Source organism: Natronosporangium hydrolyticum (assembly GCF_016925615.1).
Classification (GTDB): domain Bacteria; phylum Actinomycetota; class Actinomycetes; order Mycobacteriales; family Micromonosporaceae; genus Natronosporangium; species Natronosporangium hydrolyticum.
Window position 1 is genome coordinate 978,145 of record NZ_CP070499.1, and the last position, 15,510, is coordinate 993,654.

General features: G+C 69.4%; 15 protein-coding genes. 13 read left to right on the plus strand and 2 right to left on the minus strand.

Annotation, left to right across the window (positions count from 1 at the left end; translation table 11 throughout):
- The first annotated feature begins 149 nt into the window (after positions 1 to 149).
- The 8 genes from JQS43_RS04575 to JQS43_RS04610 all read left to right on the plus strand — a co-directional run bounded on the left by JQS43_RS04575 (position 150) and on the right by JQS43_RS04610 (position 7,436).
- Entirely contained in the window at positions 150 to 806 is a 657-nt protein-coding gene (locus tag JQS43_RS04575; protein WP_239677805.1) for a response regulator, read from the plus strand.
- Complete coding sequence (locus tag JQS43_RS04580) at positions 803 to 2,095, plus strand: sensor histidine kinase (protein WP_239677806.1); 1,293 nt, start codon at positions 803 to 805, stop codon at positions 2,093 to 2,095. Before JQS43_RS04575 ends, JQS43_RS04580 begins: the two co-directional genes overlap by 4 nt.
- A gap of 53 nt (positions 2,096 to 2,148) precedes the next feature.
- Positions 2,149 to 2,487 (plus strand): hypothetical protein, encoded by a 339-nt coding sequence (locus JQS43_RS04585; RefSeq protein ID WP_239677807.1) that lies wholly within the window; start codon positions 2,149 to 2,151, stop codon positions 2,485 to 2,487.
- A complete protein-coding gene (locus JQS43_RS04590; protein WP_239677808.1) occupies positions 2,484 to 3,023 on the plus strand; it encodes a hypothetical protein in 540 nt (179 codons plus the stop codon). Before JQS43_RS04585 ends, JQS43_RS04590 begins: the two co-directional genes overlap by 4 nt.
- A 10-nt stretch (positions 3,024 to 3,033) precedes the next feature.
- Entirely contained in the window at positions 3,034 to 3,717 is a 684-nt protein-coding gene (locus tag JQS43_RS04595; RefSeq protein WP_239677809.1) for a uracil-DNA glycosylase, read from the plus strand.
- Positions 3,718 to 3,769: 52 nt separating this feature from the next.
- Positions 3,770 to 4,984 carry an NADP-dependent isocitrate dehydrogenase gene (locus JQS43_RS04600; protein WP_239677810.1) on the plus strand — a complete coding sequence of 405 codons (1,215 nt, stop codon included), beginning with the start codon at positions 3,770 to 3,772 and terminating at the stop codon, positions 4,982 to 4,984.
- A 140-nt stretch (positions 4,985 to 5,124) separates the two neighbouring features.
- Entirely contained in the window at positions 5,125 to 6,429 is a 1,305-nt protein-coding gene (locus JQS43_RS04605; protein WP_239677811.1) for a M48 family metalloprotease, read from the plus strand.
- Positions 6,429 to 7,436, plus strand: a complete 1,008-nt coding sequence (locus tag JQS43_RS04610; protein WP_239677812.1) for a hypothetical protein — start codon at positions 6,429 to 6,431, stop codon at positions 7,434 to 7,436. Before JQS43_RS04605 ends, JQS43_RS04610 begins: the two co-directional genes overlap by 1 nt.
- Here the strand turns inward: JQS43_RS04610 and galT are convergent.
- Together galT and JQS43_RS04620 are read right to left on the minus strand one after the other, a co-directional pair.
- Positions 7,414 to 8,568, minus strand: coding sequence for a galactose-1-phosphate uridylyltransferase (gene galT / locus JQS43_RS04615; RefSeq protein WP_239677813.1), 1,155 nt, complete (start codon positions 8,566 to 8,568; stop codon positions 7,414 to 7,416). The two genes, JQS43_RS04610 and galT, sit on opposite strands and share 23 nt — an antisense overlap.
- Positions 8,561 to 11,008: a helicase-associated domain-containing protein gene (locus JQS43_RS04620; protein WP_239677814.1), complete on the minus strand. Its 2,448-nt coding sequence runs from the start codon at positions 11,006 to 11,008 to the stop codon at positions 8,561 to 8,563. Before JQS43_RS04620 ends, galT begins: the two co-directional genes overlap by 8 nt.
- 479 nt (positions 11,009 to 11,487) lie before the next feature.
- Between JQS43_RS04620 and JQS43_RS04625 the strand changes: the two genes are divergently transcribed.
- From JQS43_RS04625 to smpB, 5 genes are all read left to right on the plus strand, one after another.
- A complete protein-coding gene (locus JQS43_RS04625; protein WP_239677815.1) occupies positions 11,488 to 12,003 on the plus strand; it encodes a PadR family transcriptional regulator in 516 nt (171 codons plus the stop codon).
- A gap of 69 nt (positions 12,004 to 12,072) precedes the next feature.
- A complete protein-coding gene (prfB, locus tag JQS43_RS04630) occupies positions 12,073 to 13,194 on the plus strand; it encodes a peptide chain release factor 2 (RefSeq protein ID WP_239677816.1) in 1,122 nt (373 codons plus the stop codon).
- A gap of 129 nt (positions 13,195 to 13,323) precedes the next feature.
- Positions 13,324 to 14,004, plus strand: a complete 681-nt coding sequence (gene ftsE / locus JQS43_RS04635) for a cell division ATP-binding protein FtsE (protein ID WP_239677817.1) — start codon at positions 13,324 to 13,326, stop codon at positions 14,002 to 14,004.
- Positions 14,005 to 14,880: a permease-like cell division protein FtsX gene (ftsX, locus tag JQS43_RS04640; protein ID WP_239677818.1), complete on the plus strand. Its 876-nt coding sequence runs from the start codon at positions 14,005 to 14,007 to the stop codon at positions 14,878 to 14,880.
- Between the two features lie 89 nt (positions 14,881 to 14,969).
- Entirely contained in the window at positions 14,970 to 15,446 is a 477-nt protein-coding gene (smpB, locus tag JQS43_RS04645; protein ID WP_239677819.1) for an SsrA-binding protein SmpB, read from the plus strand.
- Positions 15,447 to 15,510: the final 64 nt, after the last annotated feature.

Consider the following 15,510-nt stretch of genomic DNA (forward strand, 5'->3'; position numbering starts at 1 on the left):
GCGTTGCGCCGCTTCCGGCCGGTGCTCAGGTGGTGGCCGCGTAGCCCGGTCGGGTGGCGGCGCCCCCCGCTGGGCGGGGACCCCCGCCGAACAGCGGGGGAACAGCACTATTTATGCCACTATGTTCCAGGATGCTCGCGGGAGGGCTCATGATCCGGGTGGTGATCGTCGACGACGAGGCGTTGATCCGGTCCGGCTTCACCCTGATCCTCAACGCCGCCCCGGACATCGAGGTGGTGGCGGCGGTCAGCGGCGGGCGGGCCGTGGCCGAGATTGGCCGATCGCGCCCAGATGTGGTGCTACTCGACATCCGGATGCCCGACGTGGACGGGCTCACGGTCCTCCGGCAGGTCCGGGCGGCGCCCCACCCGCCGGTGGTGGCGATCCTGACCACATTCGACACAGATGAGTACGTCTCCGCGGCGCTACGGCTGGGAGCGGTCGGATTCCTGCTGAAAGACACCGACCCGGAGCACCTGGCCCACCAGGTTCGCACGCTCGCCGGCGACGGCACGGTGCTCTCCGCCCGGGTCACCCGTACTGTGGTCGACGGCTACCTGGCCAACGGCGAGCGGCCGGCCACGTATCCCGAGGTCTCCCGGTTGACCGGTCGGGAGCGGGACGTGCTAGAGCTGCTCGCCGAGGGCATCTCCAACGCCGAGATCGCCGCCCGGATGCACCTCAGCGCGGGCACGGTCAAGGACCACGTCAGCGCGCTGCTGACCAAGCTGCGGGTGCACAACCGGGTGCAGGCGGCGCTGGTCGCGCAGCGCGCCGGCCTCTTGGGGCCGGGCGGCCGAGCGTGACCGGCCGCCGGGTGCCGCGCTGGGTGGTCGACCTGGTGGTGCTGTCCGTGGCCGCCGCGGATGCGTGGGCCCGGGTCTGGCAGCTGTCCCCGCTCTACGAAGTGGTCGACGGCGGCTGGCTCTACGAGCACGGAGAGCCCGGCGTCTACCACGTCTCCGAGATCGTGGCCGAGCACGGCCTGTGGTGGGGCCTCTACTTCGACGACCGGGTGCTGCTCAGCCTGCTCGCGCTCGGGGTGGTGGTGCTGCCGGCCCGCCGCCGGTGGCCGTTGGCGGTCTTCCTCGTCACCCTGCCGCCGTTGGTGTGGCTATCGCAGACCGCGGCGACTCTGATCGCCCTCTATACGCTGGCGTCGCTGTCCCGTCAGCGGCTGCTGCTCGGGGCCTGCGCGCTGCTGCTGGCCGTCCACTCCACCTGGGTGTGGGGCGCGGGCTGGGAAGAACAGGTCGACCAGCTTACCGCGATCTGGTTCGGTCAAGGACTCGTGCAAGCCGCCGCGGCGGTGTTCTTGGGGCAGTTGGTGCAGGTCCGACGGGACCTGTCACAGAAGCTGGTGGAGATCTCGCAGGCGCGCGACCACGAACAGTGGCTGGTCACTCAGCGGGCACTGGCGGCCGAACGGGCGCAGCTGGCGCGGGAGATGCATGACGTCGTCTCCCACCAGGTCAGCCTGATCGCGGTGCAGGCCGGCGCGCTGCAGGTACACACCCGCGACCCCGAGGCGAGCCAGGCCGGGCGGACCATCCGGGAGCTCAGCGTCCAGACCCTCAACGAGCTGCGGCACATGGTGACCGTCCTGCGTGAGCCAGGCGGTGGGGGGAAGGGTGGAGGAGACCAGCGGGGAGTGCTTGAGCTGGCGCCGCAACCCACGCTGGCGGAGCTGGCGCCGCTGGTCGCCGGCGGCGGGGTCGATGCCCGGTTGGAGCTGGGGGAGCTGCCGGAGGTGGACCCGCCCACTGCGCGGGCGATCTACCGGACGGTGCAGGAGGCGCTGACGAACGTCCGTAAGCACGCGCCGGGAGCGACCGCGACGGTCCGGGTGGCGCTGGTCGACGGCGTCATCCGAGTGGAGATCGTCAACACTCCGGCCACCCGCCCGGTAGTGCCCCTGCCCGGCTCCGGGCAGGGGTTGCGCGGGCTGGCCCAGCGGGCGGAGCTGGTGGGTGGGTCGCTCGATCATGGCCCCACCGCCGACGGCGGCTGGCGGGTGCGGGCGACCCTCCCGGCCGCTTCTCGCCCCGCCTCGCCGGCGGCTGCCCCGGTGCATCAGCCATCCCGCAGCACCTGAGCCCGGCACCAGATGTGTCATAGTGTGCGAGTGAACTGCCTTGGCTGGGAGTGATGGTGGGTATTACTGAGCGGTTTTCGGGGCAGCTCCGGAGCCGACTGTTGAATGAGCGAGCCGGCACCACCACGGTGAACGCGGTCGAGGTCGAGCCCCGATTTGACGCAGCTGGTGACGAGTACATACTGGTGACGCTGATCGTCTCGGAGCCGCCCCCGGGGGAGGCGACCTGGCCATTGGACGACGCCTTCCACCTTCGAGAGAGGGCGCGTCAAGCTGCTGCCGAGATCGACGTGCCGACAGAGGTGGAGATCACAATTACCTCGGCCGGGGACAGCGACACCTCCGACGAGCTGGTTGGCGAGGAGGACGAGTCGCCCGGGGCGCCAGGGTGACCGCGCGCCCCATCATGGCCGACGAGCTTCTGAACCTGGCGGATGATTTGGTGCCTGTTGACGCCGGTCGCGGCAGGCCCAGGACGGTCGAGCTTCGCCGGGCCGTCTCCACCGCGTACTATGCTCTCTTTCACGAGTTGATCAGGCACGCCACCCGAGAACTGGTCGGCGACGATTCGAATGTGGAGCTGCAACGCCGACAGGCGGCGCGCTGGTTCGCTCACGGGGATCTGAAGATCTTGGCGGCTGTGGCCGCGGGTCGGGATCGACAGAAGCGCGCGCTCGCCGCGGTCCTCGGCGAGGCCCATGCGGACCTCGTGCGCGTAGCTGAGGCGTTTGTCGCGCTCCAAACTGCTCGCCACCGGGCTGACTATGACCATGACTACGACGTCAAGCGGCGCGACGCGCTCCTCATGGTGGCAACCGCACGCGATGCCGTACAAAGAGTGCGCGGCTTGGAGAAGGCGAACGACGAATCGCTTCGCCGATTCCTGCGCCTGATGGTGGGTGGTGTTCAGATAGCGAAGAATCGATGAGATTACCGGCATGGCGACGACCACGATAGATATCCGCGAGCAGCTGCCCGACGACTGGCGGGAGGCGATGACGCCGTACCTCGACCAGTCGGTGGTGGCGTCGCTGAACCGCTTCCTCACCGAAGAGTACGCGAGTGATGTCGTCTATCCGCCGCAGGAAGATCTCTTCCGGGCGTTCCGGCTGTGTCCGCTCGAAACCACCCAGGTGTTGATCCTCGGGCAGGATCCATACCACCGCCCTGGGCAGGCGCACGGGCTGAGCTTCAGCGTGCGCCCGGGAGTGCCGGTGCCGCCGTCGCTGCGCAACATCTACCGGGAGTTGGCCGAGGAGTTCGGGGTCGACCCGCCCACCACCGGCGATCTCACCGGTTGGGCGGGGCAGGGGGTGCTGCTGCTCAACGCCGTGTTGACGGTGCGGGCCGGCGCGCCCGGCTCGCACGCCAAGCAGGGGTGGGAGCAGGTCACCGACGCCGCGATCCGGGCACTGGCCGCCAGCCGACAGCGGGTGGTGTTCGTACTATGGGGGGCGTACGCGAAGCGTAAGGCGGCACTCGTCACCGGCGACCGGCATGTGGTGTTGACCGCCGGTCATCCGAGCCCGATGAACGTGCGCGGTTTCCGTGGCTGCCGCCCGTTCGGCAAGATCGACGCGGCGCTCGCCGAGGCCGGTCGTGCCGGTGTCAGGTGGGTCTGATGAACCAGTACGCTCGTACGGGATCGCGAGGACAGGCGAGAGGAGCACCCCGGTGGCGAAGATCAAGGTAACCAACCCGGTCGTCGAGCTCGACGGCGACGAGATGACCAGGATCATCTGGCAGCAGATTCGTGAGCAGCTGGTCCTGCCGTACCTCGACGTCCCGCTCGAGTACTACGACCTGTCGATCCAGAACCGGGACGCCACCGACGACCAGGTGACCGTGGACGCGGCGTACGCGATCCGGCGCAACGGGGTGGGCGTGAAGTGCGCCACCATCACCCCGGACGAGGACCGGGTCGAGGAGTTCGGCCTGAAGAAGATGTGGCGCTCGCCGAACGGCACCATCCGGAACATCCTCGGCGGGGTGGTCTTCCGGGAGCCGATCATCATCAGCAACGTGCCGCGGTACGTCCCGACCTGGACCAAGCCGATCGTGATCGGCCGGCACGCGCACGGCGACCAGTACAAAGCGACCGACTTCGTGGTGCCGGGGCCGGGCACGCTGACCGTCACCTTCCAGCCGGAGGACGGCGGCGAGCCGATGGAGTTCGAGGTCGCCAAGTTCCCCGGCGGCGGTGTGGCGATGGGGATGTACAACTTCGACGACTCGATCCGGGACTTCGCCCGGGCGTCGTTCCGGTACGGGCTCAGCCGCGGCTTCCCGGTCTACATGTCGACCAAGAACACCATTCTCAAGGCGTACGACGGCCGGTTCCGGGACCTGTTCCAGGAGGTCTTCGACGCCGAGTTCGCCGAGCAGTTCAAGAGCGCCGGCCTGACCTACGAGCACCGGTTGATCGACGACATGGTGGCGGCGGCGATGAAGTGGGACGGCGGCTTCGTCTGGGCCTGCAAGAACTACGACGGTGACGTGCAGTCGGACACGGTCGCCCAGGGTTTCGGCTCGCTCGGGCTGATGACCAGCGTGCTGATGACGCCGGACGGGCAGACCGTGGAGGCCGAGGCGGCCCATGGCACGGTGACCCGGCACTACCGGGCGTGGCAGCGGGGGGAGAAGACCTCCACCAACCCGATCGCGTCGATCTTCGCCTGGACCCGCGGGCTGGCGCACCGGGGCAAGCTGGACGGCACCCCGGAGGTGACCCGGTTCGCCGAGACGCTGGAGCGGGTCTGCGTCGGCACGGTCGAAGGCGGCCAGATGACCAAGGACCTAGCCCTGCTGATCGGTGGCGACGCCGGCTGGCTGACCACCGATGAGTTCATGGCAGCGTTGGGCGACAACCTCGCCCGCGCCCTCGACTGACCATCCCCGGCCGATCATGGACCTAGGTACCCTATCGGGGCTTTTCGAGGTGCCTAGGTCCATGATCGGCTGTCTGGATCGGTGACCGATCAGTAGACTGTGGCCGAACGTCCCGCATCCGTCACCCCCGCGGAGGTCAGGTGGACAGCGACCGGTCGACGCCCCGACCGCCGGTCCCGGAGCAACGGGCAGGGTTCGTGCCACCGGCGGCACACCCACCGGTGACCATGGCCGGCCCGGCCCAGCCGACTGCCGGCAGCGCCGCGCCCAGCGTCGGTGGCCGGCCCCGTTACTTCCCGAGCGTCGTCACCTGGCTGCGGGTAGGGATGGGGCGCAGCCGGTTAGGCATTCTCGGCGCGCTGTTCGGCACCTGGTTCTATGTGCCGTTCGCGATGATAATGAGCGCGGTCTGCGCGGTGGTACTGGGCATCACCGGCTTCTTCGGTGGCTTCCTGTTCAGTTACGGGCAGGCCCCAGCGTTCGTCAGCGACCTGCCGGTGCTGGGTGCGGCGGTCGACGCCTTCCTCCCGGCCTCCGGCGGTGTCTTGGGTGGACTCGTCGGGGTGTTGTTGGGGCTGATACTCGGATTCGTCGGTGGTCTGCTGCTGTTCTGGGTGCTCGCCTTCGCCGGGGACCCACTGTCCGGAGTGGGCTGGGCGCTCGGGGCGGTAGTCACCGGGCTGCTGGTCGGCGTGGTCTACACGCTCTACCGGGTCGGGTTCGAGTCGCTCATCCTGCGCCGGACCGGGGCCCGGCGACTCAGTCGCCGGGAGCGGGAGCTACTACTGCCGGCGCTGCAAGAGTGTACTCATCGGCTGGGCCTGGCGAACCATCCGCCGATCTTGATCGAGGACGACGAGGAGCCGAGCGCGGCCGCTTACGCCCGGCACATCGTGGTCACCCGCGGGTTGCTTGAGGAGTTCGGGTACGAGCGCGAGGTGCTCGCTGGCGTCCTCTGCCACGAGCTGGTCCACTGGCGCAACGGTGATCCGATCTCGGCGGTCTTCATCCGGGGGGTCGCGTTGCCGCTTTACCTGGTCTACGCCGGGGTCGGTTGGGTCACTGAACGCCTTAACCATGCGTTCGCGGTCGCGCTGCTGTGGTTGATTTTCTGGCCGGTGTTGTTGACGGTTCGGCTGGTGGTGATCCCGGCCCAGGCGGCCGACCTCCGCCGCGCCGAGTACCGGGCCGACCAGGGGGCGGTGCTGGCGGGCTACCGGGACGGGCTACGGTGCGTCCTGGAGCAGCTTCGGGGCTCCTTCGAGGTGGGCCGGAACGGGTGGACGCGGGCGGTCTGCGCCGTGCACCCGCCGAACGAGCTCCGGCTGGAGAAGCTGGAGGATCCACACGGTCATTACCCGTTGACGGCGCCCGATCCGGCGTCCGATCCGGCGGACGGCGCGGCGGCGGAGTCGGCGGCAACCCCGGCGGCTGGGGTCGGCTGATGGCGGTCGCCGGCCCGGATCCGGGCAGTGTCTTCGTTGACTACCGGCCGGCCTCGCGCCGATGGTGGCTGGTGGTCGGCGCGGCGGCGGCGGTGGCGGTGCTGCTGCTCGCGGGGTTCGCGGTGCGGGCGGCGATCTCGCCGCCGGCGGCGGCGGTGCGCGCCTTCTTCCAGGCGTTGGCGGACCGGGATGCCGAGGCGGTGCACGATCTGGTCGCCCCGGAGATCGCCGATCCGGTGGCCGCCGACGCGATCAACGACCAGGTGCTGGCCGACGGCTATCAACCGCCGGAGCAGTGGACCGTCCACGACACCACGGTCGAGGACCGGTCCGCGGTGGCGGAGGTGAGCTACCGGCTCGATGGCCGGGAGCATGAGGTGTCGATGCGGCTGCGTCGCGACGACGGCCCGGCCGACCGGCTGCTGCCCCGCTGGTTGGTGGTGGACGCGATCGGCACACTGACGTTGACGGAGGCGCCCGACGAGGTGACCGTCAACGGGCACCCGGTGGCGGCGCACGAGCCGCACGGGCCCGCGGTGTTGCCGGCGTTACCCGGCGGGTATGAAGTGGCGGTCCCGGCCGGTGAGTCGCTGTGGCAGGAGCGGTCGGTGGCGGCCACCGTCCATCCGCAGCGCACGACCGAGGTACGGGTGCCGTTGGTGGTCCGGTCGGAGGTCCGGGACGAGGTCGAGCAGCGGATCTCGGCGCTGCTCGACGAGTGCGCCGAGCGCACCGAGCTAGTGCCGCCGGGGTGCCCGTTCGGGTATGCGGTTCTCGCCGCGGCGGAGGACGTGCAGTGGCGGATCGAGAGCTACCCCCGGATCACGGTGGAGCCGGTCGAGCAGCACCAGGAGACGGTGCTGCTGGTGCAGAGCGCCGAGGACGGGGTGGCGGTGGTCGCCGGGGTGCGGGGGTTGGGCGGCAGCTTCGAGACCCGGGTGCCGTTCCCGGTCTCGGGGACCGCGGCGCCGCGGGGTGGCTCGATCATCTTTGATCCGGGTTGGTGACCCCGGTCGCCGCGCGGAGCGCCGCGGCGGCGTCCTCCGGCGCGATGTCGTTGATGAACATGCCCATCGCCGACTCGGAGCCGGCGAGATACTTCAGCTTCCCCGGCGCCCGCCGGATGGTGAACACCTGTAGATGCAGGTAGCCCAGCTGCCGGTCCTGGTGGACCGGGGCCTGGTGCCAGGCGGCGATGTAGGGGGCCGGTGCGCCGTCGAAGAGGTTGTCGAACCGGCGGAGCAGGTCGAGATAGAGCGGTGCGAGCGCGGCCAGCTCCGGCTCGGTGAGCGCCGGCAGGTCCGGCACCTGGCGGGTGGGCGCCAAGTGGACCTCGTAGGGCCAGCGGGCGGCGGCGGGAACGTAGGCGACCCAGTGCGGATTCTCCGCCACCACCCGGACTCCGGCGGCGCGTTCGGCGGCGAGTACATCGGCGTACAGGTTGCGTCCGCCGGTCTGTTCCGCGTGGCGGCGGGCGGTGTCGAGCATCCGTTCGGCACGCGGCGGCAGCACTGGATAGGCGTAGATCTGGCCGTGCGGGTGGTGCAGCGTCACGCCGATCTCGACGCCGCGGTTCTCGAAGCAGAAGACCTGCGCCACCGCCGGGTCGGCCGACAACGCCGCGGTGCGGTCGGCCAGTGCGGCCAGGACGGTCTCCACTCGCCGCGGGGTGAGCGCGGCGAAGCTGGTGTCGTGCTCGGCGGTGAAGCAGACCACCTCACACCGCCCGGCGCCGGCGGCGACCGGGCTGTACGGGGTCGGCGCCGGCCCGGGATCGGACAGTCGGCCCGAGAAGGCGGGAAACCGGTTCTCGAAGACCGCCACCTGGTAGTCGGCGGCCGGTATCTCGCTGCGCCGCTCGGCCGATGATGGGCATAGTGGACATTGGTCGGCGGGCGGTAGGAAGGTGCGGCTCTGCCGGTGGGCGGCGACCGCGACCCACTCCGCCAGCAGCGGGTCGTAGCGCAGCTGTGAGGCGGGCGGCGGCGGGGGCAGGGTTCGGGCGTCGGCCCGGTCTCGACCCGCCGGCAGCGGGCTGTCCGCATCGTCGTAGTAGTAGAGTTCTCGGCCGTCGGCGAGCGTGACCGCGGTGCGGTGGGGGCGGCGATGGTCCGGATGGGGAGCCAGGTCACTAGTCACTGTCAGCGTCCTCGAAGAGTCCGTAGGGGGCAGGCTCGACGGCCTCGATCCGGGCGAGGGCGAACATCCGCTCGTCTTCGCGAAGGTGGCACCACGCGAACAGGTGCCCGCCGTCCAGCTCGGCGCTGTCGATGACGCGCATGCTAGTCCGACCCTGGGCGTCGGTGTAGCTGATGGTTACCGGGTCACCGGTGGTCAGCGCCGTCTCTAGCAGTCGCCGTTCGGCCTTGGTCAGGTGGTTGGCGGCGCTCGCCAGCCGCGACGAGAGGTCCGGCCGCCGGCCGCGCGCCGCGCTGGCCCCCGGTGACCGTGGTCGTGGGGCGCTGGTGGGCAGCGGCGCGGCCAGCAGCCGGCGGGCGAGCGACTCCGGCGACTCTGGTTCCCGGGGTCCCGGCAACGGGTGCGGCGGTTGCCCCCGGCGTGGCTCGGGCGCGCGCCGCTGCGGGGGCCGACCGAACTGGGGTACCCCATCGGCGGACTCACCGACCGGGGCGTAGCCCGCGGTGCGCAGCGCGGCGAGCACCTCGGCGGGCGGGGCGGCGGCGGTGAGTACGCCGGGCGCGATCGTCGTCAACCGGAGGGCTTTGAGCGCCTTCGCCCCGGCGAGTTCGGCGGCGAGGGCCTCGTCTTCGACTCGGAGTACGCTGCTGGCCTCCCGTACCCGGATCTTGCCGTGGCGGCGGGCGATGTCGTGCACGAGATAGGTCAGGGGTTGTGGCAGGGCGTTGCCGACCGCGCGGCCGGTCAGCTGGTCCAGCAGCAGGGCCGGCTGGTGTCCGGTGTCGAGCGCCCGGCGTACCGATCCGGCGGTGAATCGCCAGGTGGTCGCGCCGCCGCCGGATTCGCGGTCGGCTGCGTCGTCGAGCAACCGGGCCAGCTCCGGGTCGGGTACGCCGGGTACCACTGCGGTCAGGTCAGCTTGGAAGACCGCTTCGGTGCTGGTCGGGGGAAGTAGCTCGCGGTACGCGTCGGCCAGCTCGGCGGGCGAACCGGCGTGGAGCGGTGCCACGAGCACAGTGGCCGCACCGTGGGCGACCGCGCCGAGGTGGCTGGCTTCCCGCCAGGCGGCGGCGATCAGCTCCGTGGTCATCGGGTCGGGGGGAAGCCGCAGCGGTGCCAGCCATCGGACCGGTTCGGTCAGCGCCTGCGGATCGCGGACCGCCTGTCCGGATGGGAGGGTTCCCAGGAAGGTCAGGAGGAGGTGCCGGGCGAGCGCGGCGACCGGGCCGCGGTGGTCGCGGATCAGCGCCGGGGGCGGCTTCTCTCCGATCACGTCGGGGTCGAGCATCGGGCTGGCCGGTAGCGCCAGCCACGCCGGCAGCAGCGCGGCGAGCCGGTCGGCCGGCGCATGGTCGGCCCACTGGTCGTAGCGGGCGCTGGGAAGTAACTCGCCGCCCCCGCTGCGGTCCGGTACGACGGTGAGCAGTTCGGCTTCGTAGGCCACCTCCAGCCACAGGCGTACCACCGGTGTGGTGAGTTGTGTGGCCTTGGCGAGCCGGCGGAGTTCTTTGACGCCGACGCCGCCGGATTTGAGCATCACTGGGGGTGTCTCGGCCACCGTGTCGAGTACCGCGTCGAGCGATTGCAGGGCGATGCCGCTGACGGCGCCGGCCTCGTTGCTGACGATTTCGGGCGCGACTGTGCTCAGTGGCACCGTGGGGTGGTGCGGGGAGAATGGCGCGCGCCAGTCTGGTCCGCGTAGCGCGAGGCCTACCTCGCGGGGTAATTGGTGGCTCCCCCACGGGTCGGTTAGTACCAGGCCGTGCTGGGCAGCCCACACCAGCTCCGAAGCCAATCGTGGGCTGGTGTACCAGCCGTGGGCGTGGCTTGGTTCGGGGCCGGCCTGGTCGAGTCGGAGCAGCTCCGCGCGGACCGCCGGTTCGGCGTTGTCGAGGATTCGCTGGATCTGGCCAGGGTCGGCGAGGGCGGTGCTGATACTGGTGACCAGCTGCTTGGCCCGGCCGCTCGCGGGTAGGCCCAGCGCGCGGGCGATGGGGCGGAGTTGCTCGACCGGGTAGCGGGTGAGCAGCGTCGCCGCGGGCAGACCGAGACCGAGCGGGGCGGAGAAGGCGCGATAGCAGGGTTCGACCATCCGGAGTACGCCGGCGCCCGGGTCGAACCACGCCAGCCCGGCGTCGGCGAGCCGATCGAGGGCCGCGGCGAGGTCGGCGTCGTCGGTTGGGCGCCCGAGCCAGTCGGCGAGCGCGGCGGGGTCGCCTCCGTCGGGCTCCAGCAGCTGCAGGACCTCGACGACCTGAATGGCCGGTGTTGGGAGGCGGCGGAGCGCGGCGGCGACAGTGCTGGGGTGGGCGAGGCGGTCGGCGAGCTCCAGGAGGTTAGTTGGCGCCGGCGGCAGGGAACCCTCTGGCCGGTGGGTCAGGAGGGTGGTGAGCTGCGCCGGGGAGCGCGAGCATAGCCAGTCGGCGAAGGTGGCGGCCACGGTGCCACCCTAATGCCCGGCCTGCGCGGGGGCGCCGGGCCGGGCTTCGGCGACACGCCGGCGCCATCCTGGACCGGCGCCGCACAATATGCCCTATATGCAACAATTAGCACAGGGTGGGGAAACCTCCGATTCGGCGGATCGCGGGCCGCCTGCCGAGGTTCGGCAGGCGGGTCGATTGAGTGTGCGGAATGGGCGAGTCGGGGGTAGCCACTGTGGCGGGTGGGTCAGATGTCGGATTCGGGGTGAGGCCGGGGCGGTTCTGTCGCGCGCTTGTGGCGGGAGCCGCGGGGCGGGTTGAGGGTGCCGGAGAATGGGCCGGTGCCCTCGGTGGTCTGTGCCCAAAAGTCGGCGCTGGGTGACGATTCCGTTTCTGTCGGGGACAGTCGGCGCCAGACGGTTCACTGTAGAGGGGCTACTGTGGAGAAAATTCCCGGAAATAGTGGACAGCTCGCCGAAAGCGTGGCAACGTATGAAGCATGGCTCAGACTGGAATTAACGCAACGGCAGCAGCCCTGCTCGGTCTGTTGCACGATGGGCAGATGACTGGTGGCCAGTTGATGGCCACGGCGGAGGAGCGACTCGGGCGCTACTGGTCGATGACCCGTAGCCAGGTCTACCGGGAGCTGCCAGCTTTGGCGGAGCTCGGTTACGTGAAACTCGGCAAGCCGGGTCCGCGCTCCAGCCAACCGTATTCGATCACCCCGGCGGGTAAGCGAGCTTTCGTCCGGTGGCTGACCGAAGATCCGGGCCGTGACACCTTGCGCAACTCGGTGGCGCTGAAGGTCGCCTTCGGTGACAAGCAGTCGTCGGCGCAGCTTCGCAAACTGCAGGAGTCCGCGGTCGAATACCACAACCAGGAGCTGGCGCGGAGTCGCGACCAAGCGAAGGAGGCCAAGAAGGAGGGCGACGAGTACGGCGCGACCGCGCTCGAATTCGCGATCGGGTATCACAAGGCGGCGCTCGCCTGGCTCAAGAACGTCCCCGCGAAGTAGGTCAGCGGACGGGTCACCGAGGCGGCGGGTCAGCGTGCTCACCGACTATCACGGGTAGGGTTGGTCGGCGTGAACGCAGTTGACTTTTCCGACCAGCTCCAGCGCCTCGACACCACCTTGCAGGGCATCGAGGCGGTGCTCGATCTGACGGAGCTGCGGTCACAGCGCGCCGCGCTCGAGCGTGAGGCGGCGGCCCCGGGTTTGTGGGACGACCAGGCCAACGCGCAGCAGGTGACCTCCCGACTGTCACACGTGAACGGGGAGATTTCTCGGCTGGAAGGGCTCCGCCGACAGGTGGACGACGCCAAGGTGTTGCTGGAGTTGGCCGACGCCGAGCAGGATGCCGGGTCGTTGGCTGAGGTGGAAGCGGAGATCGGCGCCTTGACCAGGGCGATCGAGGCGTTGGAGACGCGGACGCTGCTCTCCGGTGAGTACGACGAGCGGGAAGCATTGGTGGCGATCAGGGCCGGCGCCGGTGGGGTCGACGCGGCCGACTTCGCCGAGATGCTGCTGCGGATGTATCTGCGGTGGGCGGAGCGGCGGGGCTTCGCCACTGAGGTCTACGACACGTCGTACGCGGAGGAGGCGGGGCTGAAATCGGCCACGTTCGCGGTCAAGGCGCCGTACGCCTACGGCACCCTGAGCATCGAGTCGGGCACCCACCGGTTGGTGCGGATCAGCCCCTTCGACAACCAGGGGCGGCGCCAGACCAGCTTCGCCGGCGTCGAGGTGTTGCCGGTGGTCGAGCAGACCGACCGGATCGAGATCCCGGAGACCGAGCTGCGGATCGATGTCTTCCGTTCCTCGGGGCCGGGTGGGCAGAGCGTCAACACCACCGATTCGGCGGTGCGGATCACGCATCTGCCGACCGGGATCGTGGTCAGCTGCCAGAACGAGAAGTCGCAGCTGCAGAACCGGGCGGCGGCGATGCGGGTGCTGCAGGCCCGGTTGCTGGAGCGTAAGCGGGCCGAGGAGCAGGCAGCGATGAAGGAGCTACGGACCGACGCTGCCGGCTCCTGGGGGGATCAGATGCGTTCGTACGTCCTCCACCCGTACCAGATGGTGAAGGACCTTCGGACCGAGTTTGAGACCGGCAACCCGACCGCGGTCTTCGACGGCGACATCGACTCGTTCATCGAGGCCGGTATCCGGTGGCGTCGGCAGCAGCAGCTCACCGCGAGTGCAAGCTGACGCCGAGTCGCTGCCGGCTGGGCAAATCGGACGATATGGGGTGGCGGCGGGGCCCCGGTAGCAGTACCGGGGCCCACGCCCTACGCCGGGGCTATGGTCCGGGCGCGGGTGTGCGTAGACTCTCCTCCCGTGATTCGCCTTGAGCGTGTGACCAAGACCTATCCGAAGGCGGCGCGGCCCTCCCTGGACAACGTGGACGTCGCCATCGACAAGGGTGACTTCGTGTTCTTTATCGGGCCCTCCGGCTCGGGTAAGTCCACGATCATCAAACTATTGCTGCGGGAGATCACCCCGACTAAGGGGCGGGTGGTGGTCAACAACCGCGATGTCGGATCGATGCGGTCCTGGCGGATTCCCACTTTCCGCCGGTCGATCGGGTGCGTGTTCCAAGACTTCCGGCTGCTGCCCAACCGGACCGCGTACGAGAACGTCGCCTTCGCGCTCGAGGTGATCGGGAGGTCGCAGTCGGTCGCCCGGCGGGTGGTGCCGGAGGTGCTGGAGCTGGTCGGGCTCGGCGGTAAGGAGCACCGCTACCCGCACGAACTCTCCGGTGGTGAACAGCAGCGGGTCGCGGTGGCCCGGGCGTTCGTGAACCGGCCACTGGTGCTGCTGGCGGACGAGCCGACCGGGAACCTCGACCCCGACACCTCGATCGAGATCATGCGACTGCTGGACCGGATCAACCGGACCGGCACGACTGTGGTGATGGTCACCCACGACTCCAACATCGTCAACCAGATGCGTCGCCGGGTCGTTGAGATCGAGAGCGGTCGCATCGTTCGGGACCAGCCGCGAGGAGTGTACGGCTAGATGCGCGCGAAGTACGTCTTTACTGAGGCGGCGCTCGGGCTGTGGCGGAACGTCACCATGACGGTGGCGATGATCATCACCATGGCGGTCTCTCTGACCATGCTCGGCGCCAGTGGTCTGTTGTTCCTCCAGGTCGACAAGATCAAGGACCTCTACTACGACCAGATCCAGGTCTCGATCTTCCTGAGCCCCGAGGTGTCGGACGAGGAACGAACCGAGCTGGAGCAGACGCTCGCGACCGATCCGTTGGTCGCCGACTACTTCTACGAAACCCAGGAAGAGGCGTACGAGCAGTTCCGGGCGCTCTTCGCCGACCAGCCGGACCTGATCGAGGCAGTGGGGCCAGAGTCGCTACCGGAGTCGTTCCGGGTTCGGCTGACCGACCCGGAGCGCTTCCAGGAGATCGACGCCCGTTACAGCGCGGTGCCGGGGATCAGCGAGATCGTCGACCAGGAAGAGCTCGTCAGCGAGATCTTCTCGGTGCTGACGGCGGTGCAGACCATGGCGCTGGTCGGCGCGGCGGTGATGGCGGCGGCGGCGATGATGCTGGTGGCGAACGTGATTCAAGTCGCGGCGTATAGCAAACGCCGCGAAGTGTCGGTGATGAAACTGGTCGGAGCGCCGAACTGGTTCATCCAGACGCCGTTCGTGTTGGAGGCGATGGTCGCCGGCCTACTCGGTGCGATCCTGGCCTTCGGTGCGCTGGCCGCCGGTAAGGCTTTCCTGATCGACGGGCCGCTTTCACCATTGGCCGATCTGCTTACGCCGGTGCCCTGGCGCAACGTGATCCTGACCTTGCCGGCGCTGGCCGGGGTCGGAGCGTTGGTGAGCGCGATTACCGGCTGGCTCACCTTGCGCTTCTACCTCCGGAAGTAGCCCCCCCGGGTCCGGTCCGGAAATCGCCACCGTCCGGGCCGGACCCGAGGTAACATGGCCGGTCGCGTCGTACGAGAGGATGGCTGGCGGTGGCACGGGAACCAGAGCGCAAGCTGGTCGCGTCGAATCGGAAGGCTCGACACGACTACGCCATTCTCGACACGTACGAGGCGGGGATCGCGCTCACCGGCACCGAGGTGAAATCGTTGCGGGCCGGCCGCGCTTCGCTGGTGGACGCCTTCGCGCAAGAGTCGAACGGCGAGATCTGGCTGCACCAGCTGCACATTCCGGAGTATTCGATGGGCACGTGGACCAATCATGCTCCGCGGCGGACCCGGAAGCTGCTGCTTCACCGCGGGGAGATCAACCGGATGGTCGGCAAGTTGCGGGATCCGGGTATCACCATGGTGCCGCTGACCCTCTACTTCGCAAATGGCTGGGCCAAGGTGGAGCTGGCGCTGGTACGGGGGAAGCGCTCCTACGACAAGCGGCAGGACTTAGCGCGCCGGGACGCCGACCGAGAGATCGCCCGAGCGGTGGGTAGACGCGCCAAGGGCAAGGAGTAGCCCAATCCGACCTATCGGGGCGACCCACGCGGTCACCCCGATAGCAGACAGTCGTGATGCGTCA

Coding starts and splice junctions, on each gene's coding strand:
- JQS43_RS04575 (WP_239677805.1), top strand. CDS start 150: ATGATCCGGGTGGTGATCGTCGACGACGAGGCGTTGATCCGGTCCGGC.
- JQS43_RS04585 (WP_239677807.1), top strand. CDS start 2,149: ATGGTGGGTATTACTGAGCGGTTTTCGGGGCAGCTCCGGAGCCGACTG.
- JQS43_RS04595 (WP_239677809.1), top strand. CDS start 3,034: ATGGCGACGACCACGATAGATATCCGCGAGCAGCTGCCCGACGACTGG.
- JQS43_RS04610 (WP_239677812.1), top strand. CDS start 6,429: ATGGCGGTCGCCGGCCCGGATCCGGGCAGTGTCTTCGTTGACTACCGG.
- JQS43_RS04625 (WP_239677815.1), top strand. CDS start 11,488: ATGGCTCAGACTGGAATTAACGCAACGGCAGCAGCCCTGCTCGGTCTG.
- ftsX (WP_239677818.1), top strand. CDS start 14,005: ATGCGCGCGAAGTACGTCTTTACTGAGGCGGCGCTCGGGCTGTGGCGG.